A 26599-nucleotide genomic window follows, 5' to 3' on the forward strand; every position below is an offset into this window, starting at 1 on the left:
TGCCCTCTCATCGCGGTGGAACGGAACCCTGAACAAGTCCCATTCTTCCCGGTCAGACGGGCATCCCGTCTTTAATTACGGCCCAAGCCCAGCATGCTCATCGGTGGACCAAGGCTAAGGGGCTGAGCCGTCGCGCTCAGGCCGGCGGAGCCTCGGGCTCGGGGGCCTGCTCGGCGCGCGCCGCTGTGCCGAGCGCCCGGCCCAGGCCCTGCGGATCCGCGCAGCCGGCCAGCCTGCGGTCGAGCGGATCGGGCCACCAGCGCTCGAGCCCACGGTGAAGCGCCGAGCGGCGCTCGAGCAGCGCCGCTCGCTGCTGGAGATCGCACTGCCCGGCGAGCGTGTCGAAGAGCGCCCGCAGCCGCCGCTGGATCTGGACGCTGCCGGTGCCGTACTGGCGGATCTCGTCGGTGGCCGCGGCCACGTAGTCGGCCCAGCTGCGCGTCCATTCGCGCAGCACCGACGCGTCGTGGTGGGCGGCCAGGAGCGCCTCGCGCTTGGCGATGTCCGGGGCGAGTTCGGCGAGGATGTCCTCGATCTCCTCGAGCGCCTGGACGGCGCGGCTGGGATCGTTGACCGCGGGCGAGAGCGCCTTGAGCGCGATGTCGACCATGGCGCGGATCGCGCCGAAGGGCCCGCTGGCGGGCGAGAGCACGTCGCCGAACGCCAGCGCCGATTCGAGCGCGCGGCGCTGGGCCCGGCCCACCGGCGCCGAGGTCCGGAAGAGGATCCCGCCGCTCGGCACGGGGGTGCCCAGGCTGGGCACGAGCTCGATGCGCATGCCCCGCGCACCCTCGCAGTCGAGCAGGCGCGGGATGTTAACGGCGAGCACAAAGTCCCCCGCGGGGCGCGGCGGCGCCGGCGCACCGGGCCGCCGCCGGCGGCGGTGCCGGTGGCGGCGGTGCCGGTGGCGAGTTCCGCGGCGCGGGTGTGGAAGCGGGCCGGGTCGTAGCGGGTGGAATCGCGGCCCTCGGCGGCGAGGTGGCGTAGCAGCGCGCCGGGGTTGAGCAGCCGGCACACGCGCACCGCGACCGCGTGCAGCGGCGGCGCGAGCGCGCGGTCGAGGGCAGGCAGCACGGCGCCGAGGGCGAGGGCGAGGGCGAGGGCGAGCAGGAAGAGGCGCAGGGGGATGCCCCACATCGTGGGCACGCGGACCTGGCGGCACATGGCCGCCCATTCGCGGCGGGCGGCGGCGGTCTCCCGGCGGGCCGGGCCCGCCTCGGAATCGCCGTCCCCCAGCGCTGCACCCACACGGACCTCCTCGCGACCGGGCCGCCCGGCGGCGCGACCGCCGCACCCGTGGCGCGACAGGGCTAGCCTACCGAGCGCGGCCCACCTCCACCACAGAGCGGGCGGGACTCAGCCCTGCGGGTCGTCGTAGAAGCCGCCGCCCGCGCCGGCGCCCATGCGGCCGCGGTCGATGTAGTGCTCCTTGAGCCAGGCGGCGAGGCGCCGGCTGTGCTCATCGCCGCTCGACAGGATGTTGTAGGCGGTGCCGAGGCCCACGACGTCGTAGATCTGGAACGGTCCCATGGGCGCGCCCGTGGCGATCCGCCAGACGTTGTCGACGTCCTCTGGCTGTGCGTAGCCGCCCGCCGCCAGGTCGAGGGCCGCATTGAGGAAGGGCACGAGCAGCGAGTTGAGCACGTAGCCGGGGCGCTCCTTGTGCACGGGGATGGGCACCATGCCGATGGCGCGGGCGAACTCCACGACCGTGTCGAAGACCGCGGGGCTCGTCTCCGCCGTGCCCATGACCTCGGCGGTGTTGAACTTCCAGATCTGGTTGGCGAAGTGCAGGGCGAGGAAGCGGTCGGGCCGCCCCGTGAAGTCCTTCATGTCGCTGGGCAGCAGGGTCGAGGAGTTCGTCGCGAAGATCGTGTGCTCGGGGGCGAGCGCCGCGAGCTTCTCGTAGGTCTCGCGCTTGATGTCGAGGCGCTCCGGGACGGCCTCGATGATGAGATCGGCATTCCCCGCGGCCTGCGCGAGGTCCGTCGTCGTCGCCAGGCGCTCGAGCGCTGCCTGCGTGCTGGCCTCGGTGGCGCCCTCGACCTCGACCCGGTAGGCGGTGACGAGCGCGTCCAGGCGCTTGCGGCCGGCGCTCAGGGCCTCGTCGCCGATGTCGTAGACGGTGACGTCGAAGCCGGAGTAGGCGGCCTGGTAGGCGATCTGGGCGCCGAGCACTCCGGCGCCCAGCACGGTGACGCGGGCGATGTCGCTCATGGTGTTCCTCCTCGATGGGCCGCCGGGGCGGCAGCCGCGCAACCTGCGCGCCTATTTTTGAGCTTACTCATTTTTCCGCGCTCGGCAAGGGCGCGGCCCGGCGCCCGCTCCCCTCGCGTCCGGGGCTACCTCCGCAGCGCGCGGCGCACGAGCGCGGCGGCGAACCGCGCCCGGTCGGCGGGGGCAACCAGCCCGGCCAGCGCCTCGGGCTCGGCTGGCAGCCCCGCCCGGCGCGCGCCCTCGAGCACCTTGGCATCGAAGACCGGCGGGAGGGACCAGATCCCCTGGACCTCGCGCAGGAAGATCTGCGCCCCGGCGGGCCCGATGCCGGGAAAGGCGCGCAGCAGGCGGCTCAGGGCCGCGGGCTCTGCGTGCCCCGCTGCACGCAGCCGGCGCAGGTCACCGCCGTAGTCCGCGAGCAGGTGCTCGGACATGCGGCCCAGGCGGGTCGCAGTGCTCTCGTCGTAGCGGCGGTAGCCGGCGCGGCCCAGCGCGGCGACGCGCTGGCGGTGCGTCGAGGCGCGCATGTGCGCCGGGGGTGGTGAGGCCGGCGTCCCACAGCTCACGCGCGGCGGCCACCGCGATGTCCGCCCCATCGTGGTCCCTTCACAGTGGAGCAGGTCCATCGGAATCTTAGCTATGGCCACCGACAACGAGAGACGTGTTCGGGGCGCAGAAGGCATCTATGGACCTATCGCCAGACGTTGGATCGGAACACTCAGACCCCTTGCCCTCAGGGCCCAAGCAACACAACCCCTGGTCAGGCCGGCTCCCTATACGTTGAACCGGAACTCAACCACGTCGCCGCAGATAGCAACCTCTGATTGCACCGGTTTCGCAACGGCGGCAGAGAAGCCTCCGCGCGCTAGACCACACCACGCACAACCATACGATTCAGTCGGTATCGATGGTCCGGACGATGAATCGGCCCGGGTTTGATGCCGCTGCTGTTTGAGTCCGGAAGGATAGACAGCATGCCGAAGAAGATCGATCCCCAGCTGCCCGCCAGGTGCGTGCGGCTCGTCAGGGACCACGCCCAGGAGTACCCCACCCTCACTGCCGCAGTCACCGCGCTCCCCCGGCAGGAGGGCAATGAGATCCTGCGCCGGGCCTCGATTTTCTTCGCGGGCGAGCTCGACCCCCGAAACCGCTGATCTGCGCGTTCATCGACGAGATGCGCACCCGAGGGCTATGCAGTCGAGTCGATCCTGAGCGTCCTGCGCCGGCAGGGCTTGAGGATCGCTGCACGCACCTATCGGTCCTGGAAGCGACCGGCCCGCCTCGCCGATCGCACGATCACAGATGCCCTGGTCGAGGACGAGATCCGTGAGCTGGCCTGGACCATCAATCCCGCCACCGGGCAGGTCCAGATGACGCCCGAGGGCCTGTATGGGCGGCGGAAGTGGGTCGCGCTGCTCCGCCGCCAGGAAGGCCTCGCCGGCACCTCCCGCGCGGCGGTGGACCGGGCGATGCGCACCCTCGGCCTCGAGGGCATCCGGCGGGCGAAGAAGCGGCGCACCACCATCCCGAACCCTGATGGGAAACGGGCGGGTGACCTGCTCAATCGCGACTTCACGGCCCCGGCTGCGAACCTGGTGTGGGTCACCGATTTCACCTACGTCCGCACCTGGGCCGGGTTCGTGTACGTCCCGTTCGTCGTCGACGTGTTCACTCAGCGGATCGTGGGCTGGCACGCCTCGACGTCGAAGAAGGTCGACCTGGTCATGACCCCGCTGCGCATCGCGCTCTGGCAACGCGAACGGGAAGGAAACCCAGTTTCACCAGGCTCTGTGGTGGCGCACAGCGATGCCGGATCGCAGTACACGTCGATCCGGCTGACCGAGAACCTCGACCTCGAGGGCATCGCCCCGTCGATCGGGACCGTCGGCGATGCGTTCGATAACGCGCTCATGGAGACGGTCAATGGGCTGTTCAAGACCGAGTGCATCCGCACCACCGTCTTCCACCACAGCCCCTACCGGACCCTCGCGGACGTCGCGTTCGCGACTGCCGGCTGGGTCGACTGGTACAACAACCGGCGCCTCCACGGCTCCCTGGGGATGCTGACCCCGGTAGAGTCCGAGACGCTGCACAACGAGGCCCTCACCCGAGAGCCAGCACCAACAAAGCAGCGGCAGAGAACCCGGGCCGATTCAGAGAAGCCGGTAGGAGCACGCGAACTGACAACGCGGAAGGAGTCGACTTTTGACGACTCACAAGAGTGAACCCATCGGGACGACGCAAAGCCCGACGGGGGAGGTAGTGGTCGGGGTGATGGCCGATCCGGTCGCCACCGCCCTGACAGTCGCGAAGCATCTCGAACGGGTACTGCCTGGCCTACTCGCCGAGCAGCTCGCTGACGGTCACTGGAGAGTGGAGGTGCACCGAGAGAGGCTGCCTCCCAGTGACGAGAAGCAGTTTGAGATGATGGACCTGGCAGCCGAGCGTAAGCGGGAACATGGCTGGGACCTCGCGGTATGCGTGACCGACCTCCCACTGATGATCGACCGGCGCCCCGTCGTCGCTGACGCCGACCACAGTCGGAACGTGGCGGTGGTTTCACTGCCGGCCTTCGGGGCCATGAGCCTACGAAGGCGAGTGTCAGAAGTGGTGACACAGCTCATTGGGGACATGCGCGGCGGGACCATTCTGAAGGACGGGTCCCAGGCGCATCGGCGGTCGCGGGTCCCGGCTCTGGGCGGCGCCTTCGAGTGGACGACCCCAGACCAAGACGGGGTCGACGTCCGTATCTTCGCGAACCGCGGGCGCCTGCGGCTGCTCGTGGGAATGGTCCGGGATAATCGTCCGTGGCGGCTGGTCTCCGGTCTCCGAGGGGCGCTGGTGGGAGCGTTCGCGTTCAGCGCGTTCTATCTGTTGAACGCCACGCTGTGGGAACTCGCACTCACCATGGCAGCGTGGCAGCTGGTCGCCGTCGTCGTTGCCTCAATTACGGTGATGATCACTTGGCTCATCGTCTATCACCGACTCTGGGAACGAGCCAAAGATCTGCCGCCGCAGGAACGTGAACGAACGGTGCTGTTCAACGCGTCGACTGTCTTGACCCTCGCTATTGGGCTGACGTGCGGCTATGCGGGGCTGTACGTCCTGAACCTGACTGCCGCGCTGATCGTTTTCACTCCGGAGGTGTTCAGCCAGTACGCCGGAGGCGAATACGGACTGGGCGAGTATCTCCTGGTGACCCTGTTCGCGACCGCCGCTGCGACGATCGCGGGTGCGATTGGGTCTGGCTTCGAAAGTGAAGAGTCGGTGCTCGAGGCCGCCTATAGCTACCGGGAGCGCAAACGGCGCGAGGCGCGGCGCCGCTCACGCAGCGCAGAGAACAATGACAGCGCGGTCCACGACGCGGCGCAGAACGACGACACATCTCGTGCAGAGGACTCCGATGCAGGCCCGGACCACTGAGGAGGCAATAGGTCGGCGGTGGATGGTGCGGCTGAAGTTCTTGGCGTACGTAAGCCCTGCCCGAATGAATGCCCGCTGAGGGATCCCTCAACGAGCTAATACTTTCGTTTTTCGTACGACATAGAAGCGATCACCATAGCCATAGTGAATCGGCCGGGATTCTCTGCCGCTCGCCGGAAGGACCTGCTAGTGTTCTCCGAGGCGATCGTGTCCCAACTCGCGGGCACCACGACAAAGGAAGAGGAGACATCATGAGCGTGACCAAGGGATTGCTGGTCAGGTTTGACGCGTTGCCCGGCAAGGAGGACGATGTGAAGGAGTTCCTTGACAGCGGCCGTGCGCTTGTTGAGGAAGAGCCGGCGACCACCGCGTGGTTCGCGATCCGCCTCGGGCCCTCCTCCTTCGGGATCTTCGACGTGTTCCCCGATGACGCCGGACGTGACGCTCACCTGTCCGGCCCTGTTGCGGTAGCTCTCGGCGAGCAGACCGGTGCGTTGTTCTCCGAACCGACGATCGAGAAGCTCGACGTGTTGGGCTCCAAACTTCCCGCCTGACACCACAGACCGGGAGTACTGACCCCGACATGAGGAGTCGTTGCGCGCGGTGACTTCGGGCTGACACAGCCCGTTGACGTCGTGGCAGCGGCCCCTTACTTTTGAGGTCTATCTCACATCCCTAACAGATCGAGGAACCGCGATGACAGGAACTGACGACGTTGCCCCGACGCGTTCACCCGAGGTAGCAGTGATCGGGGGCGGGATCGTCGGTCTGTCGACGGCGTACGCGCTGCGGGAGCAGGGCGTGCCGGTGCGCTTGTACGAGGCCGGTCTGCCCGGAGCGGGTCAGTCCGCGGGCGAGTCGCGGATCTTCCGGCATGCCCACGACGACCCGCGACTCGTCGCTTTCGCGCGCGAAAGCCGCGGTGTATGGGATGAGTGGGCCGAACACTTCGACGTCGAGCTGGTCTCATCAGACGGTGTCGTGGCGATCGGCGACAGCGCCCTGGCGCGGCTGCGGGTGCTCGACGAGGTCGGCGGCGTGGAAGCGCACGAAATCGATGCAGCCGAGCTCGCCCAGCGAATGCCGCTGCTCGCTGGGTACTCGGGGCCAGCGGTGCTCGACGAGTCGGGCGGCGCGATCCGCACCCGCGCCGCGATCACGGCACTCGCGGGTGCTCTCGCAGATGCCGTCACCACCGCAGAGGTCATCTCCATCGATCCCCGCGGCGATGGGACGGTCGAGGTGCGCAGCGTCACCGACCGGGCTGTCTACTCCAAGGTGGTCGTGTGCGCCGGCCGCGAAACCGCCCGCCTGGCCCGCAGTGTCGGCCTGTCGCTGCCGGTTCGCCTTGCCGCACACGTCCGGCTGACCTTCGACGTGAAAGCCGCCGCCCCGGCACGAGTCGCGTGCCTGCAGGACAGCAGCGGCGTCTTCGGCGAAGTCGGCGTGTACGCGACGCCGCTACCGGGCAACAGCAGTTATTCGGTCGGACTCAGCGACACCGTCGGCGTCCGCGACGACGGAACGTTCATCGACCCTGCGGCGATTCGATCGCTGGACGAACGCGCGCGCGAATACGTGACACGGGCGCTGCCCGGTCTCCACCCAGAGCCGCGCGACTTTCTTCACTGCTGGGTGACCGACCTCCCATGGAGCGAGGACGGCGTGGCCGTGTGGGAGGCAGACTCTGTCATTTTTGTGGCCGGTCACAATCTGTTCAAGCAGGCACCTTCGCTGGGTCGCGCTCTTGCCCGGGCTGCGACCGGCGGCGGTCTCGCCGCCGACCTCACGCCCGCCGCTCGCCTCGGCGAAGCCCTGCGATAGTTCGCCTGCCCCCAGAACGGACGCACTCAATGGGTAAACGTCTCCTCGTCGAGGACAACGGCAGCCCGCCCTAGGTCAACCCAAAAGCCGCGGCTGGACAGCAGCCACAGGCTCAACCACCTTGTCATGGGGTGTCTTCATCGTGAGGATCGGTACGCGGAGGTGCCGCAGCGGGATCCGTTGCTGCGGGATCCGCTCGCGGTGCGAACCGGCGCGGGATGATTAAACCGCGTCGCAGTGCGGGGTTCGGACCTAGCCGTCAGGTTGTGAATCGGCCCGGGTTTGATGCCGCTGCTGTTTGAGTCCGGAAGGATGGGCAGCATGCCGAAGGCGGTGCCGGTAATGGTCTGCGCTCCGTCCGGGTCGTCGGCCGCCGGCGAACCACGGAGGTCCAGGGCAGGCAGCGGGGTCGTTCCTGTGCCGGCATCGTAGCGCGGGCGCGCCGGGGTCAGCGCAACCAGAAATCGGTGCGGGCCTTTGGAAGCTAGCCCACGCCATCTACACATGCGGCAAGAAAAACGGGACTGCCGCACGATCAGGTCAAGATGCCACCTATCCATGCGGCAGTCCCGAAATGCGCCCGAAATCGATCGTGACTTGCAGCTTTACACGTTGAATCTAAACTCGACCGCGTTCCGGCACGGAGAACCATCTGCAGTCAGCGACTACCAAGCCCGCCCGCGCAGGTCGACCTCTCCGTCAGGCCATGTCTCGAGCGGGGCGATTGGCAGGATGAGGATCGGCGGGCCGAGCTCGTCCACGACAGACTCGCCATCACGCCCGATCGACTTCTCGCGAGCAAGGATCCTCTTCCAACCACATGACTCGTAGAACGGGACGACTTGCTCTCGACAGCCCAAGTAGCCGAACGCGAGGCGACCGCGATCGCGCATCGATTGCGCTGCCCAGCTCATGAGTTCGCGCCCGAGACGCATCCCTCTCGCGTCACCGGAGATCAAGACACCGCCGACTCCCGCGATCGCGAGGGTCTCCGTACCGACAGCGATCTCGCGGCGCGCCCATCCCACGTGGCCAATGACGCGGCCTTCGATCCGCGCCATGATGTGGACATCATGTGACGCGTAACCGTATGGCTGTTGCGGATCCCACTCTCCGAACTCCTTGAGGTACTCCCTGTCGAAGAGCAGCCGAAGTTCACCCAGATCGACCTCAGTGAGTTCCTGGTGGGCGAGGACCTCGATCGAATGACGCTTCACGCGTCCACCTTCCATGGGTCCACCAGTTCGACGCCGGTGTGCTGGAAGTCCTTCACATTGCGCGTAGCACAGGTGGCCCCGTGCGCCAGGCAGATCGCGGCGATCTGGGCGTCGGCGGTACTGACCGGTGCGCCTGCTGCCTCACGCGACGCGAGCACCTCCGCGTATCGCTCCGCCGCGTCAGCATCGAATGCGAGCACCGACCGGCTCCCCCGATACGGCGCTACCGCTTCATCGATCCTCTGCGCCAGCTCGTCTTTGCGTTGGCCGTTCGGGAGCCTGCGCACACCGGCAAGCAACTCCGCGAGAGTGATGGAAGTGATCGCGACGTCGCCCGTCAAGGACACAAGCCACTCGACGACACGAGGCTCCGGAGAGGGCCGAAAGATCTCCGAGATGACGTTCGTGTCGAGGACGATCATTCGAGGTCCGCCGCCCTTGCGACATCATCGCGCGTCGGAATCGGCAACTCGTCGACCCCATCGACATCCCGTGCCGCAGACAGAAGAGCCATGCCGATGTGCGGCCGTCGAGCGGCCTTCGTGAGGATGTCGCGAACCTCGGCCTCCATGGACCGCCCGTGCTCCTTCGCCTGCGATGCGAGCTGCTGCTTCACGTGGTCATCGAGACCGCGCACGATGATGGATGACATCCGGGCCACCTCCTTCTGCTATCAACCACGATAGCGCAGATGGCTGGATGCGGACAGCCCACAACAAGCCAACGAAGCCCCGCCGATCACGAAGATCGACGGGGCCCGCGGAGCAGGATCGGCTCACATCACACGTTGAACCGGAACTCCACCACATCGCCACGGTTAATAACGTATGCCGTGATCATCGCGCATGCCGCCGCTCGCACCAATCTCCACGGTTAGGAACCACTGCCGGCGCTGGCGCACCTAGAGGCTCTTCACCCGAGCGTAGAGCTCGCGCAGAGCCGCGTCGGAGAGATCGATGATCGGCTCGTACATGAACGAGTTCACGTGGATGTTCTCCGGAGTCATGAGTACGACGTCATCGAGTGTGCGGAGTGACTCGTCGGTTCCATGGCCCCGGTTTTTGTACGCCTGGAAGAGCGCCTGGGTCTGATTGCCAGTGATCCCATCCGTGAACGGCGGGTCGGCAAGGACGGCGACCATATGTCGCTCGGCGACAATGCGGGTGGCGATGGACAGCACGATCTTGTTCTCGAAGTTGATGCCCTCGTCTGCGATGAGTGCCACTTCTGCCTGCTCGAACAGCAAGTCGATGACCGGCTTCGTGCTGGTACTCCACGACTTCTTCTTGTTACCCGGCTGGAAGGTCTCGTTGAAGATCCGGTCGAGCTCGGCGTTATCGACGCTTGCCGAGTCGGCCTTCCAATGCAGCAGCGAGGTCAGCTTCAAGTAGTCAGGGTCGCCCTCGCCCTTCGTGTACTCAAGAATGTTACGCACGAACGGCACCGAGGCAATGCGCTGCATGCCGTTGCCAAAGAAGTTCTTCTTGAAGCCATAGATGAACGGGTTCTTCACGTGGCTGGCCTGGCTCAGCGAGACCTTCCCCTCGCCCTTCTGGGCCATGAGGCACTTGTTGTAGCCAACGACACTTCGATTGAGAAGCGTGCGGAAAAAATCGAAGTTGTGCGTGAGGAGGATGAGCTTGAAGTTCGCATGATCAGCCATCTCCTTGAGGTACTGGATGATGGCGTACTTGTTCTTGTAATCGAACGAGTCGGCGAGGTCATCGATGACGAAGATCGTCTCCCGACCCGTCGCCTTGCGCGTCTCCATCTCGAAGAGGACATTGAGGATGTAGAGCGCCTTCTTCTCGCCGTTGCTGAGCACTGACAGCAGGTCATCCCGCTCGACGCTGGCGGACTCCTGGCCGTCATTAAACTCGAAGACGAGCTTGAGCATGGAGTCCTGGCCGAGGGCCACTTGGTGCTTGTTCTCCGCGCGGAGAGTGAACGGCACGAAGAAGCGCTCGTTGAAGATCTTGATGACCCTGTCCCACTGGGTGCTTTCGGTAGCCGCCTGCTGCTCGATAGCCTTGCGGCGCTTCTCGGTGTCTTTGTAGCACGTCACGACGCGCAGGAACACCTCCTCGTGTGCCTTGAGGTAGGACTTCCAGACGTCCTGATGGAAGGTCTGGACATTGGCGAACTCCGGGAGGAGGTCTTCCCGATTCGCGATGAACTCGAAGAACTTTCGCGTGTCCTCATTGCGCTGGACGGCACGCTCGACACCGTCCATCTTCTTGCGCAGCGCATCGTCTTCGCTGATGCGCTTCTTCTCTTCGGTGATCAGCGCCCGCAGGTCAGCGTCGCTCGTGATCTGGCGGGGCTCATCCTCGCCGTGCAGTAGGAGCGAGTGCTGAGCGGTGAAGAAGCCATTGGCACCGAGGCTCTTCGTAACGTTCGTGGCGTTGTAGTACGTGAACGAACTCCGGTTGAAGAACGTGGACTCCTCGAGAAGCTGGTTGAGCTGGGTCACGTACGCAGCCAGCTGGGCCTGGACGTCAGCGCCCTGGAGCGCGGTAGCCACCTTGCCGTTGAAGAGCAGGTCGTGTGGCAGGTCGGCAAACCGAGCGTCCTCGAGCTGTTCGACCTCGTAGGCAATGCGGACGAGGGAGTCGTAGAACTTGTCATCGCTCTGGGTGAAGACCTTGGAGATCGTCGAGATCACGTCCTGCTTCGTGCCCGACTGAGCCGTCAATTCCTTGACCAAGGCGTCGCGGGCATCGAGGAGCTCCACCTGGAGCGCTTCGAACTCCTTCCGAAGCTCAGGGTTGACGAGCAGGGTCGAGGTCGACTCCGTCGGGCCAAGCTCCTCGTCGTAGGACAGGACAACGGCAACGTCGCCGGGGTCTGGCGACTGGCCGTTCTCATCGGCGATCGAGCGCGAGGACTCACGGTCAGGAAAGACTCGGTCGGTGGTCTCCTTGCCCGTGGCGAGGTCTTTGAAGGTCCGGGCGAGGGAGGTCTTCATCGTGCCGTTGGGCGCGTAGATGGCCACTGCGTTACGGTCGCCGAAGTCCAGCGTCGCGTCAAGCGATCGGATCCCGTGGCAGTTGGTCAGCTCAACGTTAAGCGTCTTCATGCCAACAGACTATGGTGCCCACAGGCTCCGGCCGGAATGAACAGGATGAGCCGCTGCCGGCGTCGGCACTCTGGGGGCCGCCTACTCGGCCTTGCCCTTGCCGAAGAGCACCTCGGAGTGGAGCTTCTCGAGCTCGTCCTCGATCTCCCAGAACTCACGGGCGAGCCACTTCAGGGCCGACTTCATGAAGGCCTTGGTGTCCTTCTCCGGGGCCTCTGTCCGGTACCTGCGCTTCATGGAGACGAAGTCGAACGGCTCGCCGGTGCCCGGGTGCTTGACGAACGAGCCGTTGACCCACACGCCATGAACAACGAAGTGGCGGAGTTCAAGCGCTGCCTCCAGGCGGTCGACGAGCGCCTTCGGTGCCGTATCGCGGAGGGCCTTGACGAGGCGTGAACTGGTGTCGTCGTAACCTCTTGCCCGCGTGTCCCAGTCGCCCGAGGTCGCCTGCAGGAAGGTGCCACCGGCGTCCTCGGCCCAGGCCGCGGCGATGACAACCTCACCGATGAGCTGCGGGAGCTCCGGGCTGACCTGCCGCCGGGACATCTGACGGGTGAGTGACTCAGGATCGTTGGCGAGTGATTCCTTCAATCGGTGGAGCAGCGAGGTGCCCACGGCAACCTGCTCGGCCTTGGGTCGCGCCTCGAGATCAGGCGGCACTAGCTCCTCAAGGAGCTCATCGATGAGATCGGGTTCGTCATCCAAGGCCATGACCCCGATCATGCCAGCGGACAAGCTCCAAGGAGACATCAGCCCCCGTCATAGTCAACTTCAGGCATGCCCTGATGCTGCCCCGGAGGCGAATGCTCAATTAGGCCGCGGTCCTTTAATGTCCGTCGGGCTTACCGAACAGCGCGTTTGGTCATGCAGAAAACACGATCCTTGCGCCGCTTCACGCCTCAAATCGTGAGACGAAGCAACAAATTCCCAGGTCAGAAGCTACTCTTATACATTGAACCTAAATTCCACAACGTCCCCATCCGCCATTACGTAATCCTTACCCTCCATACGCACCTTGCCCGCGGCCTTGGCATCAGCCATGGAGCCTGCGGCAACCAGGTCATCGAAGGACACGACTTCGGCCTTGATGAAGCCGCGCTCGAAGTCCGTGTGGATTACACCGGCAGCCTTGGGTGCGGTGTCGCCCTTGTTGATGGTCCAGGCGCGGGATTCCTTGGGGCCGGCGGTGAGGTAGGTCTGCAGACCGAGGGTCTGGAAACCGGTGCGGGCCAGCTTGTCCAGACCGGATTCTTCCTGTCCGGACATCTCCAGCATCTCGCGGGCTTCCTCATCGGACAGCTCCACGAGATCAGACTCGAGTTTCGCGTCCAGGAACACAGCCTGCGCGGGCGCGACCAGATCAGACAGCTCCTGCTGCTTCTCCGGCGAGTCCAGCACTCCCTCATCCGCGTTGAACACGTAAATGAACGGCTTAGCGGTCAACAGGTTCAGCTCACGCAACTGATCGAGCTCGAGCTTCTCGGGACCGGCAGCCTCGAAAATTGTGCGGCCTTCCTCGAGCACCTTCTGCGCGGCCTGGTAGGCGGCCAGCTGCTCGGGGGAGCCCTTCTTGATCTTGACCTGCTTTTCGAGGCGCGGGATCGCGTTCTCCATGGTCTGCAGGTCCGCCAGCACCAGCTCGGTGTTGATGGTCTCCATGTCGGAGGCGGGGTCGATCTTGCCGTCCACGTGAATCACGTCTGGGTCGTCGAACGCACGTACAACCTGGGCGATCGCGTGCGCCTCACGGATGTTGGCCAAGAACTGGTTGCCCAGGCCCTCGCCCTCGGACGCGCCCTTCACGATGCCCGCGATGTCCACGAAGGACACGGTCGCGGGCAGAATGCGCTCCGAGCCGAAGATCTCGGCGAGCGCGTTCAAGCGCGGGTCCGGCAGGTTCACCACACCAATGTTCGGCTCGATGGTCGCGAACGGATAGTTCGCGGCGAGCACCGTGTTCCGCGTGAGCGCGTTGAACAGCGTTGATTTACCGACGTTGGGAAGACCGACAATTCCAATAGTAAGAGCCACGGTAGGACAGTCTACCGCCGCCCACAGACACTCGCAGACCACCGGACACACGTGAATACTGGGTCATAACGACGCCGCTCCAAGCCTTGGCGGCGCCGCCCACCAATTGTTTGGAGGCACCTCGTGAACTTGGCAGAACTCATCACCGGAGTGACCCGCACCGTGACGACCCAGGGGTCCCATCACACCGTGCAACTGGAGCACATCTATGAAACCTCCCCAGAGGAGATCTGGGACGCCATCACCCAGCCGCAACGCCTCGAAAAATGGTTCGAACCCACCGAGGGCGAACTCATCGAAGGCGGCCGCTACCAACTGACCGAGAGCGGCACCGAAGGCACCATCCAACGCTGCGACCGCCCACGATCGGTGAACATCACCTGGGAGTACGACGGCGACGAAAGCGCCGTTCAGGTCACCCTGCAACCACTGGAGGGCGGCACTCACCTGACCATTCGCCACACCATGGAAGAAAACGACCACTGGCGCACCTACGGTCCCGCCGCCACGGGAATCGGTTGGGAGAGCAGCCTCGTGTCACTCGCGCTGCATCTCAATGCCGCGTCCAGCGACATCCTCCAGGATCTGTGCGATTTCGCGGGCTCGACCGAGGGCCACACCTACACGGACGACGCCGCGGACGCCTGGAAAACCGCCTACGTCCAGTCCGGCGCGGACGAAAATCAGGCCCAGCAGCAGGCCATCAAAACCGCCGCCTTCTACAAAGGCACGGAGTAAGTCAGGCTTTCGGATCAATCGACCGTTACGTCAACGCCACCTATAGAGGCCCAACGGAGAGTATTCAGCCCAACTGATCCAACAACCGCTCCGCGACCGGGATCCACTGCGGCCTGAACGTGTACACGCACACCAACCGCGCCCGAGTGGCTTCGCGGTACACCTCCATGCGGTGCGCATCGGCCCCCACCGCGCGCGCCGCCTCCGCAATCGCAACCCGCGCCACGTAGGCCATGTCCTCGCTGAGCAGCCCTTGCATCACCCGCAGGTCGACATGCACGTCCAGATTCGCCAAGTCCAGCTCACGATCGGCCAGTACAGCGGTGTCGAAATCGAGCAGTCCCATGCGTCGGTTACCGCAGTCGAACAGCATTTGCCCGTCGTGCAGATCGCGATGCGCCGGAACGAGCTCGCTTCGCGCACTCCCCCGGGAGGGTTCGTCCAAGGTCAGCAGCGCCTCCCGGATTCGCCCCTCGACCTCGGTCAAACGATCCGCATATCGATCGGCCAGCTCGCCCGGGTCGTGTTCGCGCACGTTCCCGAACCACGTAGCAATCACGTCGGCCTCCGCCGCGGCGTCGTGCACCTGCCACTCTTCGGACCCGCGGACGTCGCTCTGGACCATTCGCGCCCACGCCGCCGACCACTCGTCCCACGCGAGTTCCCAGCAGTCCTGTTCCAGTTCCATCATGGGTTGGCCGGGCACAGTGCTCAGAGTGACCGAATGCTCGGTGGTCTCCAACACGTCAGGCACCGAGAACCCCGCTCCCCCGGCGAGCGCGCCCATCGTGGTGGTGGCCGCCGCGACGTCGGCGGATTTGCCAGCCCGCAAGTGCTTCACGAAACCCTGCGAAGTTCGCTCGACCGCGCGTTTGCCCGCCCGATGGACGATCAGTTCGCCGCCCGGTTGCAGCGACGGCAGCTTGCGGTCCTTGGCGTACGGCGCCAGTTTCACACCGAACTCCGGGTCCTCCTTGACCGCGCGAATCCGCTGGAGCGAATCGCGACACTCATAAATCCGTTCTCCCTCTTTCCCCGGCCATGAACGACGCACAATTAATCGTTCACCATTGATATCGAATTGCATTGGAGCTTGTGAGTGCTCCGCCCCCGGCGCCCGCTGGGGCGCTATCCCCGTCATGTCATTCCACCTTGCCCCGCAGCACGGCGTGCGCGAGATCAACGCGCTGCCGTGCGTGATTGACGCAATCCGGATCCAGATTGCGAAACGCTTCGGTCACTCGCAAAAGCACATGGAACGCCGTCCACGCGCGCACGGACTCGTCCGTGACCACCCCCGTGCCGGGTACACGACGATACGCCTCAGCCAGGGCCACCGCAGTAGATGAATCGCGACCACTCAACAACTCCACGGCCGCGAAATCACCCAGGTCGTAACCAATGGGCGCCATCTTCATGCGGTCGAAATCGATGAGGAGCGGCGCGCCGTCTTCCCCGAGCACCACCTGATCTGCGGAAAGATCCCCGTGGGAGAGCACCGCGGCGCCAGGGTTCTCCGCGATGGCCCGCAACACGTCGTCGGCCACGGTCTCGAATCGACCCCGCAAATCTGCCAGGAAACATGTCAGCCCGTTGGCCGCACCCTGCAGGGCAGCCACAGGATTCACGCCCGGCACGGCCAGTTTTTGGCCGAGTGCCCCGGGCATGCCCGAGTGCAGCACCTCCTGTGTCATGGACACCAACGCAGCCGGGTCGATGTTGTGCAGCCGGGTCACCGCCTCAGCCACCGCCGGCAAGAGATCGCTTGGCGAGAGCGCTACCGTTGCTGCAGCGCCGGTCGCCGAACCACCGGGGACCTTGTCGCCCGCTGCGCCTGAATCGGACGTCATCACGCCGGACACCGCCCCGCCCGTCGCCGCAACATCTGCAGCCAGCCGTTCCGTGAAATCTCCCCCGGTGATCCACGGCTGCTCGATGCTGTGCTGGGTCATCCCCGTCACCGGCAGTACGGGCGCACCGAGCTGATGCAACGCCGACAGCAACGGCGCCGTGGCGGGAGGTTCCGCCCACACGCGCACCACGGAAGACTCGCCGGAATCGCCGGTGCGCTTGAACACCACACGACGCCACGGGTTGTAGCTGAGCACGGTCCCGTCAACCCGCCCACGCGAGTCCACGGCCTTGATCTCCGCAAGCGCCTTGAACAACATGCGGTCCAAGCCGATCGGCCCGCAGAACACGCTGGTACGCGGATCGTCCGGCAGCAGCGCGGTGAACAACGGGTACCCGGTCTGGTCAGCGCGCTTGAGCAGTTTGCCGGCCTTGTTCGTCTCGCTCGGGGCGTACGCGGCGAACCACCAAGGCTGGCTTGCGGCCCCGGAACGGTCGCGAGCGGCGTCGACAATCCGCGCCACCGCGGAGGTCTCCGGCTTGAAGCGAAGGTGCTCGATGACCGGCTGGGCCATGCCCGTGTTGGCGACCAGCGTGGCAAGGGAACGGGCATCCGATTCCGAGCCGGGCCGGGCATACAGAGCATTGAGGACCGGTGTTTTCAGTGCCTGGCTCATGAGACCTCCGTTGCGTTGCGCTGGGTCTTGACCCACGCGGCGAACCGGCCGGAGTGTTCCGTCATGAGTTCGGCGGGAGTACCGTCCAGTTCGATATTTCCGTTCTCGATCCACAAGACACGGTCCGCGTCCAGCGCCAGGTGCGCATCGTGGGTGATGGCCACGGTCGTGCGATCCACGGTCAGGTGATCGATTGCCTTGAGCACCGCCGACGTCGCCGCGGGGTCCAGTCCCGTCGTGGCCTCGTCCAGAACCACCACCGGCGAATCACGCAGCAGGGCACGAGCGACGGCAATGCGCTGCCGCTGACCACCCGACAGCGTTCCGCCGCGCTCGCCCACGTAGGTGTCGTAGGCCTCGGGCATCGCGCAGATGAAGTCATGTGCGTAGGCGCGACGAGCGGCCTCCTGCACTTCTTCGTCGGTGGCGTCCAAGCGGCCGTAGCGAATGTTGTCGTTGATGGTGCCGGAGAACAGCACGGTCTCCTGGGGCACCAGGGCAATGTGCGAGCGCAGGCTCTCCAGTGTGATGTCGCGGATATTGGTGCCATCCAGGCAGACCTTGCCCTGATCGGGATCGATCAGTCGAGGCAACAACTTGCTGATCGTGGACTTACCGGCACCCGAAGGACCGACCACGGCCACGCGCTGACCCGCCGGAATCTCCACGTCCACACCGCGCAGAATGGGATCGCCGGGGTTGTAGCCGAACCAGACGTCGCGCAGTGCCAGCTCGCCGCGAGCGTAGGCCAGCGGCTTGGCGTTCGGATCGTCACCGATGTCCACGGGCACGTCCAGGACATCGGCAATGCGTTCACCGGAGGCCGTGGCCCGGGCGATGCGGCCGGTGTACTTGGCCAGGTCGCGCAGGGGCTTCATTGCGGTCTTGAGGTAGGTCAGGAAGATCACCAGGTCACCGGGACTCATCCCGCCCTGCACCACGCGCCACCCGCCGCCGCCAAGCACGAGCGCGGTGGCCACACCCACGATCACGTCCGTGCGGCGCTCGAGTCCGGCGGCGAGCTTCTTGGCCTGCACGCCGTCTTTGAGGGTCTTCATGTTGGAGCCGGAGAAGTTCTTGCTGATCTCACCGTGCAGGCTGTAGGCGTGCACCACGCCGATCGCGCCCAAGGACTCCTGGGCGATGTTGGCCAACTGGCCCTCGCCCTTACGGGTCCGGCGAGACGCCTCGGTAATGCGCGTGGTTGAGCCCTGAGACGTCACCCAGTAGGCGATCGCAGCGAGCACCACCACGCAGGCCAGACGGGCATCCAGTACGAACATCACCACGGCCATGACGAGCAGCGTGATCACGTTGGCGATCAGTGGCAGACCCGCGGTCACAGCCACGTCCTGCAGCTTGCCCACGTCACCCACCAGGCGTTGCACCAGGTCACCGCGCTTACTCGTGGCGTGATAGCCGTCCGAGAGCGACTGCACGTGGGAGAACACCGAGGCGCGCAGCTTGGTGGCCACCCGCGATCCGGCCAGGGCGAAGCACACCGTGGCCAGGTAATTCGACAGCGCCCGCAGTCCCACGATCAGCACCACCGCCGCGGCACACGCGACCAGCAGGCTCGCGGTGGCGGCGGGGGCACCCGGGATGGTCGCGCCCAGCTGGGCGGTCACGGCGTCCAACACGAACTTGGTGGGCCACGGTTCGAGCACGCGGAAGGCCACCTCGAACAGCAGCGCTGTGATGCCACCGGACATCAGCCACTTCTGGCCGCCCAGGTGCGGTCGAACGATCTTGAGGGTCCGGCGCAGGGCTCCGGGATCGACCTTGCCCGCCTTCTTGGATTTTGAGCTCACGGTGCGCCGCCGTCTCCGGCCGCAACCGCGGCGGTCTCGGGAGCGCTCTCGATCTCGGAAGCGGCGGTCTCGGCGGGCTGGGTCACGACGCCGCTCAGGATCGTGTCCACGGCCTTGGCCCAGCTGTGCCGCGAGACGGCCAGGGCGCGCGCGTTGCGGGCCATCCGGTCGCGGCGTTCGGCGTCGACCACGAGCTCGTCGATCGTGTCCGCGAGCGCTTGCGCGTCCGACGGCGCCACGAGCACCCCGGCGTCCGTGCCGTCCAGGATCTGCGGGATCTGTCCGATGGCCGAGGCCACCACGGGAAGCCCCGCGGCGAGGTATTCGTACACCTTGAGCGGGGAGAAGTAGGAGTCCTCGGCGGCCACGGCCGGGTAGGGCGCGGTGGCGATCGAGCAGTCGGTCAACAAACCGGGAACGGCTTCGGGCGTTACGGTGCCGGTGAACGACACGCGGTGTTGCAGCCCGGCGTCTTCCACGCGAGCGCGCAGGGTGTCGCCCTGCGGTCCGTGCCCGATGATGCGCAGATCCCAGTCCTGCTGGGCCAGTGCAGCGGCCTCGACGAGGGTTTCCACACCGTGCCACGGCTTGAGCGTGCCCACGAACGCCACGGTCGGGCGGTCGTGTTCCAGGGGATCCTCGCCGGGAGCGATGCGATCCGTGTTGACCCCGTTGGGCACCACGGTGACGTCCGCTCCCCCGGTGGTTCCGGCCACCCAGTCCGCGACCATGGCGGAGACGGCAATCGTGTGCGCGGCGGCCGAAGTCTGTTCCACGAGCGCGCGGTGCGCGAGTTTCTCGTCGAGCAGGTGACGGTGCGTGCGCTGTTCGTCGATGAGCGGCGCGTTGACTTCCAGGACGCCGGGGATTCCGGCGGGTGCGACCTGCGCGAGCGCCGTCGAAAACAGGGAGTAGCGCTCGTAGACCAGGTCGAAGCCTCCGGCTGCGATCTGGAACGCGAATTCGGAGCCGACGGCGTGCTGGGTGGCCTCGCGCTCGGCGGTCTCCTTGGTCTTGATGGGTCGGTGGACGACCTCCACGCCGTCCAGGTCCGCGGGCATGTCGTCGCCTGTGCGGGTTGCGAAAATCGTGACGTCCGCACCGCGGCGGATGAATTCCCGCACCACTTCCTGCACGTGCACGGACGCGCCCTTGGTGCCGAACACCGGGATGCCCGGGTCCACGCACACGTACGCGATGCGTTTGCCCTGCAGGTCCATGACAGGCGGGGTGGTCGCGGCGTCGGCGCTTTCGCTCGTCCGGGGAACGGACGGCACGGCGGGTTCGACGACGTCCTCGAACCGGCCGTCCTCCAGGGCCACAAGTGTGCGGGCCTGGGAATGCGAGTCGAAGCGGTTGTCGATGTGGCGGCGACCGGCGGCGGCCATGGCCTGGCGGTCGAAGGACGGGTCGGCAATGGTTGCCAGCGCGCTGACCAGCTCGTCCACGTCGCCGGGGGTGTGCAGGAATCCGGTGACTCCGTGCTCGATGGCCTCCGGAATGCCCGTGACGGTCGAAGCAACGCAGGGAACACCGCTGGCCATGGCCTCGAGCAAGACGGTGGGCAGACCGTCTGCATTGCCGTCCGCACCGATGATGGAGGGCGCAGCAAAGACATCGGCCCAGGCGAGCAGGTCACGGACCTCCTGTTGGGTGCGAGCGCCCAGCAGGGTGATCACGTCACCGAGCCCGGCAATGTCGATCGCGGTCTGAACTCGGGTGAACAGAGCACCCTCACCGGCGATGCGCACCTCTATCGGGATCCCTTGTGCCACGAGCCTGCCTGCGGCGGCGACCAGGTCGAAGAACCCCTTCTTCTCCACCATGCGGCCCACCGCGGCAATCCGCAGCGGCCGGGAGCCATTCACGGCAGCGGGCGGCGCGTACGGGAAGCGCTCGAGTTCCAGCCCGTTGTAGACCAGGTGCAGTTTGTCCGCGTGGTCCGGGTATTGGGTAGCCAAGTGATTCAGGTTGTACTCGGAAATCGTGATGACGTGGTGCGAGCGCGCCATGGTGCGGCCCAAGCGAGCGGGGACCACGGATTCGTGGAAGATGTCCTTGGCGTGAGTGGTCACGGAGTATTCGATATCCGCCAACAGTGCGGCGACCTCGGCGGTCTGGCCCGCGAGCGTGGCGAAGTGGGCGTGCAGGTGCGTGATGCCGCGGCGAGAGACCTCGCACGCGAGGTGGATGGCCTGGTGGACGTCGGCGGCGTCGTAGGTCGCCAGCTCGGGCAGCAACTCGGCGTAGCGACGGGCGAAACCGGGGATCGTGGCGGTCGCGTCGGCGAAGAGCGCCCATGCGTCCGAGAGTTTGACCGGCTTGGGGAGGAACGTCACGGGGGCCTGCACACGCGCGATCTCGGGGTGGAAACGTGTGTCCGAGGTGGGGCGCAGGGCGAAGATTTCGAGGGACTCGCCCGCGGCTTCGCGGGCGAGAATCTCGGTGACAATGAAGGTTTCGGAAAACCGCGGGTACACCTTGAGCATGTAGGCGGTCTTGCGCGCCGGGCGGGCGGTGGCGGACTCAGACTGCTGCATGGTTGACTCCTGCTGCTTCGAGCGAGTGGGCCGGAACGGTCACCGCGTTGCGGGTAACCCCCGCGGGATCAGCTTCTGCGGCAATCCCTGCATTTGAAGAATAGCCAGCCACGATGTTGGCGTCCGGAACCGGCAGCGGTGCGACAGTCTTGTCGGTCAACCACGCGAGGTCCGCGGCCAGTTCGACCACGCGATCCAGCCCGTTGAGTCCGAGCTCCTCGCGGGCGGCGAGCTGCTTCTCCCGGATAGCCGGATTGGCCACGGCCTCCGCCAACCACTGACCGATGGTTTCGCTGGTGGCTTCCGAAGGATCCACCCAATCAATGGCGCCGGTCTCACCCAGCCCACGAGCGCGGATGATCTGCTCCGTGCGCGGGGTGGTACGCGGAACCAACAGCGCGGGGGTGTCCGTGGACAGCGTCTCGGCCACGGTGTTGTACCCGGCCATGGACACCACGGCGTCCGCGGAGGCCACGTACGACATGCCGTCCGAGACCTTATTCGTGACCTTGGTGGACGGTCCTGCGACGGCCTCCACCTCGTGGCGCTCGGCGGAGGGCATCTGCGGACCGGTCACCACCAGGTGCTGCACGCCTGCGGGTACGGGAGCCGCAGCTGCGGCCTTGGCCACGTTCACGCCGTCGGAACCGCCGCCGAGCATCGTGAGCACGAACGGCTTGATGGTCGCGTTGTGGCGGCCGCTGAACTTGCGACCACTCGAGAGCAGGCCCGTGTAGTCGACCATCGGCGCGAACTCGGCGGGCAGTTCACCGGTGGCCAACGGGTCGTGGATCTCGCGGTCGCCGTAGACCCACACGCGGTCGAACAGGTCCGTGACGGTATCGACACCCACGCGCTTCCATTCCTCGGCGGCGACCTCGGGCGCGTCCAGGACCTCGCGCAGCCCCAGCACGAACGTGGTTTCGGGCTTCACGGCCTTGAGGTCTTCGAGGGGCTTGATCAGCTCGCCGTCGATTCCGAACGGGTGCCGGTCCACGATCACGATGTGCGGACGGAAGGCATCCAGCGCGCCACCGATCACGGAGGAGCGGATGTCGAACAGTCGCTCGCTCTTCACGCCCAGGTGACGAGCCTCGTATTTTCCGCTTTCCTTACGGATTCCGGGGACCACGAGCCAGTCGAAACCCTTGGGGCAACGGTAAGAGGTGGCAGTGCGCTCACCGGTAATGAGCAGCCCGGACAGCTTGCGGCCGGTCAGCTCGGGCAGCGCGTCGGACAGTGCCTGCGCAATGGCAAGGTTGCGGCGGGTGTGGCCCAGACCCAACGAATCGTGTGAGTAGAGAGCGATCCGCAACTCCTGGGAGTGATCTGCAGTGTCCATCTGTTTACCTCACGTTCGAGCCGGCTGGTGGATCCGCCGACGGCTGTCCTGATGGCCCAAGACTAAGAATCGGGTGTGAATCGGACGTGAGACGTTCATGAGAAAGTTCTCATGTGTTACCCGTCGGTTGCTTACCAGCCAATGGCCCCGAATCGCGGGCACATTCGAGGGCGCACCCATGACGTTTGTCACGCGTGAGTCGTGACGTTCGGCAGTTCTGCGTGACGTGTTTTCCCGCGAATCTAAAGGTATGAATTCTCCAGTTGCCCCTTCCTCGGTTCCACGAGCCACTTCCACGACGACGCCGCTCGCCCCGGCCATCGAGTGCTCTCACGTTCATCAGGTGTTCCGGACTCGCAAGGAGACGGTGCACGCCGTCAACGACGTGAACCTGCGCATCGAGCGCGGTGAGATCGTGGCCCTGTTGGGACCCAATGGCGCCGGCAAGACCACACTTCTGGACCTGGCCCTGGGTATGAACGACCCGGGAGAAGGCACGGTCGCGGTCTTCGGACACAGCCCGCGCGAGGCCGTCTCCCGCGGCCTGGTGGGTGCCGTCCAACAAACGGGTGGCCTCCTCGCGGACTTGTCCGTGCGCGAAACGGTGGTGATGATCGCGTCGCTCTACCGCGAGCACATGCCCGTGGACGAGGCGCTGGAACGCGCCGGAGCGGCGTCGTTCGTGAAACGCAAGATCGCCAAATGCTCGGGAGGTCAGCAGCAGCGCGTTCGCTTTGCCCTGGCCCTGCTCCCCGAGCCGGATCTGCTGATTCTCGACGAGCCCACCGCCGGCATGGATGTACAGGCCCGACAGGAATTCTGGGACACCATGCGCGCCGAGGCCCGCGAGGGCCGCACCGTGGTGTTCGCTACCCACTATCTGCAAGAGGCCGAAGACTTCGCCCAGCGCGTGGTGCTTCTTGACCGCGGAGCGGTGCATCACGACGGCACGGTGGACAGCTTCCGATCCGCTTCCACGCATCAAACGGTGTCGTTCGACTGGCCCCGCACGACGCCGTTGCCGGACCTTCCCGGCGTCACGCACCTTGATTGGAAGGGCGCCCGCGTCACCGCACAAACACACGACTCGGATCAACTGGCACGCGTGCTACTGACCGAAACGCCCGCCAACGAACTGGAAATCTCCCGCGGGGGCCTGGAAGAGGCCTTCACAGCGCTCGTGAACCGTTCTTCCGAGCACTGAAACCAGCAGAACTGATAACCAGGATCGACAAGGAATTCATCATGAATCTCACGTACACACTCCATGACTTCTGGCGCCAGGTCCGCGCCTTCGAGAACATGTTCTTCATCGCGATACTGCCCGCGGCATTGTTCATCATGTTCGGTGTCACCCAGGGCTGGTCCGACGAATCCTCGGGCCATGGCAATGTCTCCGCCTACCTGATGGTCTCCATGGCCGCGTACGGCGCGGTCACCGCAACCACCTCCATTGCGGGCAGCGCCGCCGTGGAGAGGATGCAGGGCTGGGGCCGACAGTTGGCCATGACGCCCATGGGAACGGGCGGATACGCCGCCACCAAAGTGATCGTCGCGATGACTGTGGCGGTGGTGCCGGTGATCATCGTTTATTTGGCCGGTGTCCTCACCAATTCGGTCATGGACGATGTGTGGCGCTGGTTCGCAACCGCCGGCATCGTCATTGCCTGTTCCGTGGTCTTTGCGCTCTACGGTCTGGCCGCAGGACTGTTGTTCCGCTCGGACGGCGCGGTCAGCGCCGCCACCGGCCTGCTGGTGGTGCTCGCCTTCCTGGGCAACGTGTTCATGCCGTTGTCCGGTTCGTTACTGGACTTCGCCCGCTTCACGCCCTTGTATGGAATTGTTGGACTTGCCCGCTACCCCATTACCGAAGGCTGGGTGGTTTCCGTGGACGGCGCCGCCGAACAGGACAGCGTCTGGATGCTGCTGGCCAACGTGGGTGTGTGGGCCGTGATTTTCGCCGCCATCGCCCTGTTCGCCGCGCGGAAAGCAACGGCCCGCAAATGAGCACAGTGACGATGAATACTCAGACCGAGAAAGAAACGTCGGCCGAAAATCCCGCCGAATGGCCCTCCGGCTGGCCCGATGTCCTGTTCGCCTCCGTGTGGCTGGTGTTCCTCATCTTCCCCGTGACCCGCGTGTGGTCAAGCCCTGCGGACGATGGCCTCAAGGTCATGGCACTCATCGGGCTGGGGCTCTTCGCCGTTTTGTACGTCATCTCGTGGATCAAGGAATACCTGTTCCCCGAGCACAGTGAGCGATTCAACGCCCTGGTGTGGTGCTTGATTCTCCTGTTGCCCGTGGCCTTGGTGATTCCTGCGGGCGGGCTCGCCGCGACTTATGTCAGTCCGTTCTTCGTAGCGGTCTGTGTGTTCCGTATGTCCATGAAGGAATCGCTCCTCGCTGCCGCGGTTATTGCGATTCTCGCGCTCACACCGTGGTTGATGTTGACCGCGCGAGAGGATTGGATCTGGCCGATCATCGGCATCGGGCCCTCGTGGATGCTGCTTCTGGTCTCCCGCTGGGTAGTCGAACGCTCCGTGGCTCAGGAGCAGCTACAGCGCGAACTCAAACTGGCTCAGCAGCGCGAGTCCGTGGGCCGCGACGTCCACGACATCCTGGGCCATTCCCTCACCGTGGTGTCCATGAAGGTCCAGCTGGCCAAGCGCCTCATGGCCACGGACCCGGAACGAGCGGCCCAAGAGCTCGACGATGTTCTGGTCCTCACGCGCGATTCCCTCACCGATGTGCGCTCCACGGTGGGCAAACTGCGCGAACCCGAGCTGAGCGTCCAATTGGTTCAGACTCGGGCCGCACTGCGCTCCGCGGGCATCACCCCGCATCTGCCCAGTACAGTTCCGTCGATTGAGGCTCCCTGGCGTTCCACGTTTGCGTGGATCCTTCGTGAGGCCGTGACGAATGCGGTGCGCCACTCGTCCGCTACTTCGTGCTGGGTCACGCTCACCTCGACCACCCTGACCATCACCGACGACGGCGCTGGGTTGAGTTGCGAGCGCGACGGCGCGGACGCGGCGGCGTCGTCGGTGCCGGGCAACGGGCTACGGGGCATGCAGGAGCGGGCCGAGAAGGCCGGGCTGAAATTGACCGTGACCTCGCCCGTTGAAGGTAAGGACCGAGGAACTCGAATCGTGGTGGAACCGGCATGAAGAGAATCTCGGTAGTGATTGCAGACGATCAAGCCTTGGTGCGAGCCGGGCTGGCTGCATTACTCGAACTCGAACCGGATATCGCGGTGGTGGCCCAGGTGGGCAACGGTCGAGAAGCCGTGGAGGCGGTGGCGGATCAGGACGTCGATGTGGCCCTGCTGGACATCGAAATGCCCGTGCTCAACGGGTTGGATGCCACACAGGAGATCGCGCGCGGCGGCAGTGGCACCAAGTGTTTGATCGTGACGACGTTCGATCGCCCCGGGTACCTGCGGCGCGCGCTCGATGCCGGCGCAAGCGGATTCGTGGTGAAAGACACGCCGGCCGAACAACTGGCCGAGGCCATCCGGCGCGTCTACGCAGGACTGCGCGTGATCGACCCGCAACTCGCCGAGGAATCGTTGGTCGCCGGCGCCAACCCGCTGACCCAGCGGGAACAGGACGTGTTGCGAGAATCCGCACAGGGTGGCTCGGCGAAGCAGATCGCGGCATCTCTGCATCTGTCCGCAGGAACGGTGCGCAATCATTTGTCCTCCGCTATTGGGAAGACGGGTGTGCACAACCGTTCCGAAGCCGCTGCAACAGCACTGCGCAACGGATGGATCTAGCGGGGGTGGCGCACCTGCGGTTCCCCTTGCGGGTGGCCTGGCGGTTCGCCCGATGCAGGTCCTTATGAATGTCG

General features: G+C 65.5%; 22 protein-coding genes and 1 pseudogene. 9 read left to right on the forward strand and 14 right to left on the reverse strand.

Annotated elements, in window-relative coordinates; genetic code table 11:
• Positions 1–136: 136 nt before the first annotated feature.
• The 3 genes from EWV37_RS14485 to EWV37_RS14495 form a co-directional block, all read right to left on the reverse strand.
• Positions 137–1174 (reverse strand): DUF2254 family protein, encoded by a 1038-nt coding sequence (locus EWV37_RS14485; protein WP_238663337.1) that lies wholly within the window; start codon positions 1172–1174, stop codon positions 137–139.
• Positions 1175–1356: 182 nt separating this feature from the next.
• Positions 1357–2217 (reverse strand): 3-hydroxyacyl-CoA dehydrogenase, encoded by an 861-nt coding sequence (locus tag EWV37_RS14490; RefSeq protein ID WP_129702388.1) that lies wholly within the window; start codon positions 2215–2217, stop codon positions 1357–1359.
• Between the two features lie 125 nt (positions 2218–2342).
• Entirely contained in the window at positions 2343–2744 is a 402-nt protein-coding gene (locus tag EWV37_RS14495) for an HhH-GDP family DNA glycosylase (protein ID WP_101651083.1), read from the reverse strand.
• Positions 2745–3191: 447 nt separating this feature from the next.
• Between EWV37_RS14495 and EWV37_RS14500 the strand changes: the two are divergent.
• From EWV37_RS14500 to EWV37_RS14515, 4 genes and pseudogenes are all read left to right on the forward strand, one after another.
• Positions 3192–4340: pseudogene (locus EWV37_RS14500) on the forward strand (IS3 family transposase); the annotation flags it as partial.
• A gap of 82 nt (positions 4341–4422) precedes the next feature.
• Positions 4423–5640, forward strand: coding sequence for a hypothetical protein (locus tag EWV37_RS14505; protein ID WP_129702389.1), 1218 nt, complete (start codon positions 4423–4425; stop codon positions 5638–5640).
• Positions 5641–5891: 251 nt separating this feature from the next.
• Positions 5892–6194, forward strand: coding sequence for a putative quinol monooxygenase (locus EWV37_RS14510; RefSeq protein ID WP_094450912.1), 303 nt, complete (start codon positions 5892–5894; stop codon positions 6192–6194).
• 142 nt (positions 6195–6336) lie between these two features.
• A complete protein-coding gene (locus EWV37_RS14515) occupies positions 6337–7464 on the forward strand; it encodes an NAD(P)/FAD-dependent oxidoreductase (RefSeq protein ID WP_193554326.1) in 1128 nt (375 codons plus the stop codon).
• 665 nt (positions 7465–8129) lie between these two features.
• On the opposite strand, the gene EWV37_RS14520 is transcribed toward EWV37_RS14515, so the two are convergent.
• The 6 genes from EWV37_RS14520 to ychF form a co-directional block, all read right to left on the reverse strand.
• A complete protein-coding gene (locus EWV37_RS14520; RefSeq protein WP_235243780.1) occupies positions 8130–8681 on the reverse strand; it encodes a GNAT family N-acetyltransferase in 552 nt (183 codons plus the stop codon).
• Positions 8678–9103 (reverse strand): type II toxin-antitoxin system VapC family toxin, encoded by a 426-nt coding sequence (locus tag EWV37_RS14525; protein WP_129702391.1) that lies wholly within the window; start codon positions 9101–9103, stop codon positions 8678–8680. The genes EWV37_RS14520 and EWV37_RS14525 overlap by 4 nt, the downstream gene beginning before the upstream one ends.
• Entirely contained in the window at positions 9100–9333 is a 234-nt protein-coding gene (locus EWV37_RS14530) for a FitA-like ribbon-helix-helix domain-containing protein (protein WP_129702392.1), read from the reverse strand. The genes EWV37_RS14525 and EWV37_RS14530 overlap by 4 nt, the downstream gene beginning before the upstream one ends.
• 249 nt (positions 9334–9582) lie before the next feature.
• Positions 9583–11760 carry a phage infection protein gene (locus tag EWV37_RS14535; RefSeq protein ID WP_129702393.1) on the reverse strand — a complete coding sequence of 726 codons (2178 nt, stop codon included), beginning with the start codon at positions 11758–11760 and terminating at the stop codon, positions 9583–9585.
• Between the two features lie 81 nt (positions 11761–11841).
• A complete protein-coding gene (locus tag EWV37_RS14540; RefSeq protein ID WP_129702394.1) occupies positions 11842–12510 on the reverse strand; it encodes a hypothetical protein in 669 nt (222 codons plus the stop codon).
• 195 nt (positions 12511–12705) lie between these two features.
• On the reverse strand, positions 12706–13791 hold the full coding sequence (gene ychF / locus EWV37_RS14545; protein WP_129702395.1) for a redox-regulated ATPase YchF: 1086 nt from the start codon (positions 13789–13791) through the stop codon (positions 12706–12708).
• A gap of 123 nt (positions 13792–13914) precedes the next feature.
• Between ychF and EWV37_RS14550 the strand changes: the two genes are divergently transcribed.
• Positions 13915–14529, forward strand: coding sequence for an SRPBCC domain-containing protein (locus EWV37_RS14550; protein WP_165189472.1), 615 nt, complete (start codon positions 13915–13917; stop codon positions 14527–14529).
• Between the two features lie 64 nt (positions 14530–14593).
• On the opposite strand, the gene EWV37_RS14555 is transcribed toward EWV37_RS14550, so the two are convergent.
• The 5 genes from EWV37_RS14555 to EWV37_RS14575 form a co-directional block, all read right to left on the reverse strand.
• Entirely contained in the window at positions 14594–15484 is an 891-nt protein-coding gene (locus EWV37_RS14555; protein ID WP_165189475.1) for a phosphotransferase, read from the reverse strand.
• A 187-nt stretch (positions 15485–15671) separates the two neighbouring features.
• A complete protein-coding gene (locus tag EWV37_RS14560; protein WP_129702398.1) occupies positions 15672–17057 on the reverse strand; it encodes a phosphotransferase in 1386 nt (461 codons plus the stop codon).
• Positions 17054–18868 carry an ABC transporter ATP-binding protein gene (locus EWV37_RS14565; protein WP_129702399.1) on the reverse strand — a complete coding sequence of 605 codons (1815 nt, stop codon included), beginning with the start codon at positions 18866–18868 and terminating at the stop codon, positions 17054–17056. Before EWV37_RS14565 ends, EWV37_RS14560 begins: the two co-directional genes overlap by 4 nt.
• Positions 18865–21408 (reverse strand): glycosyltransferase family 4 protein, encoded by a 2544-nt coding sequence (locus EWV37_RS14570; protein ID WP_129702400.1) that lies wholly within the window; start codon positions 21406–21408, stop codon positions 18865–18867. Before EWV37_RS14570 ends, EWV37_RS14565 begins: the two co-directional genes overlap by 4 nt.
• A complete protein-coding gene (locus EWV37_RS14575) occupies positions 21395–22750 on the reverse strand; it encodes a glycosyltransferase family protein (protein ID WP_129702401.1) in 1356 nt (451 codons plus the stop codon). The genes EWV37_RS14570 and EWV37_RS14575 overlap by 14 nt, the downstream gene beginning before the upstream one ends.
• 367 nt (positions 22751–23117) lie before the next feature.
• Between EWV37_RS14575 and EWV37_RS14580 the strand changes: the two genes are divergently transcribed.
• The 4 genes from EWV37_RS14580 to EWV37_RS14595 are packed head-to-tail and all read left to right on the forward strand — an operon-like array spanning position 23118 to position 26525.
• A complete protein-coding gene (locus EWV37_RS14580; protein ID WP_238663339.1) occupies positions 23118–23954 on the forward strand; it encodes an ABC transporter ATP-binding protein in 837 nt (278 codons plus the stop codon).
• 41 nt (positions 23955–23995) lie between these two features.
• The gene (locus EWV37_RS14585; protein WP_129702403.1) at positions 23996–24757 is read left to right on the forward strand and encodes an ABC transporter permease; all 762 of its coding nucleotides are present in this window, start codon (positions 23996–23998) and stop codon (positions 24755–24757) included.
• Positions 24758–24768: 11 nt separating this feature from the next.
• Positions 24769–25917 carry a sensor histidine kinase gene (locus tag EWV37_RS14590; protein ID WP_129702404.1) on the forward strand — a complete coding sequence of 383 codons (1149 nt, stop codon included), beginning with the start codon at positions 24769–24771 and terminating at the stop codon, positions 25915–25917.
• Positions 25914–26525 carry a response regulator transcription factor gene (locus tag EWV37_RS14595; RefSeq protein ID WP_129702405.1) on the forward strand — a complete coding sequence of 204 codons (612 nt, stop codon included), beginning with the start codon at positions 25914–25916 and terminating at the stop codon, positions 26523–26525. The genes EWV37_RS14590 and EWV37_RS14595 overlap by 4 nt, the downstream gene beginning before the upstream one ends.
• Positions 26526–26599 lie beyond the last annotated feature (74 nt).

This window comes from Kocuria carniphila, assembly GCF_004136555.1.
Classification (GTDB): Bacteria; Actinomycetota; Actinomycetes; order Actinomycetales; family Micrococcaceae; genus Kocuria; species Kocuria carniphila.